Consider the following 1233-nt stretch of genomic DNA (forward strand, 5'->3'; position numbering starts at 1 on the left):
CTGAGTGTCGAGCAGGGTGTCGCGCTCTATGACGCGGCGCTTGCCACAGGGGAAGCGCTGGTGGTGCCGGTGAACCTGGACCTCGGCGCCCTCCGAGGCCAGGCCGAAGTACCGCACCTGCTCAGGGCGTTGATACGTACCCGTGCACGGCGAAGCGCGGTCGCCGGATCGGTGACCGCGACCGGGCTGCTCGCCCGGCTGGCGGCGCTGACCGAGGCCGCCCGGCAGGAGCAGCTCCTCGACCTCGTGCGCGGGCAGGTCGCCCTCGTACTGGGCCACGCCGGCGTGACGGCCGTCGACCCCGCCTCGCCCTTCCGGGAGTTGGGCTTCGACTCGCTCACCGCGGTCGAGCTGCGCAACCAGTTGAGCGCGGTGACGGGCCTCCGGCTGACAGCCACGCTCATCTTCGACTACCCGACGGCCGCAGAGCTGGCCGGCCATCTCCACGACGAGCTGTTCGGCATCGAGAGCGCGGTCGCGGTGAGGTCGCTGCCCTCCGTGGCCGACGATCCGATCGTGGTCGTGGGGATGAGCTGCCGCTATCCGGGCGGGGTCGCATCGCCGGAGGACCTGTGGCGGCTGGTCACCGAGGGCGCCGACGCCGTGTCCGGCTTCCCGACGAACCGCGGCTGGGACCTCGACGGCCTCTACGACTCCGACCCGGGCCACGCGGGCACGTCCTACACGCGTCACGGCGGGTTCCTGCACGATGCCGGCGCGTTCGACCCCGCGTTCTTCGGGATGTCGCCGCGTGAGGCGATGGCGACGGACTCGCAGCAGCGGCTGCTGCTCGAAGCCTCCTGGGAGGCGATCGAGCGGTCCGGGATCGACCCGATGTCGCTGAGGGGTTCGGCGACCGGTGTGTTCGCCGGTGTGATGTACAACGACTACGGCACCACTCTGAACAGCAAGCAGTTCGAAGGCCACCAGGGGCAGGGCAGCGCGGGAAGCGTGGCCTCAGGCCGGGTGTCGTACACGCTGGGACTGGAGGGCCCGGCCATGACGGTGGACACGGCGTGTTCGTCGTCGCTGGTGGCGATGCATCTGGCCGCGCAGGCCCTGCGGAGCGGTGAGTGCTCGCTGGCGCTGGCCGGCGGTGTGACGGTCATGTCGACCCCCGGAACGTTCGTGGAGTTCTCCCGTCAGCGCGGGCTCTCCGCCGATGGCCGGTGCAAGGCGTTCTCGGAGTCGGCCGATGGTGTCGGCTGGTCGGAGGGTGTCGGGATGCTGGTG

The 1233-nt window shown here is 70.9% G+C and carries 1 protein-coding gene; it reads left to right on the forward strand.

The features are described from left to right. Nucleotides 1–1233 (forward strand): beta-ketoacyl synthase N-terminal-like domain-containing protein (locus ABZ154_RS35050; protein ID WP_356838520.1); only part of this gene is annotated, 1233 nt, incomplete at both ends.

Source organism: Streptomyces sp. NPDC006261 (assembly GCF_040613515.1).
In the GTDB taxonomy this organism is placed as follows: Bacteria; Actinomycetota; Actinomycetes; order Streptomycetales; family Streptomycetaceae; genus Streptomyces.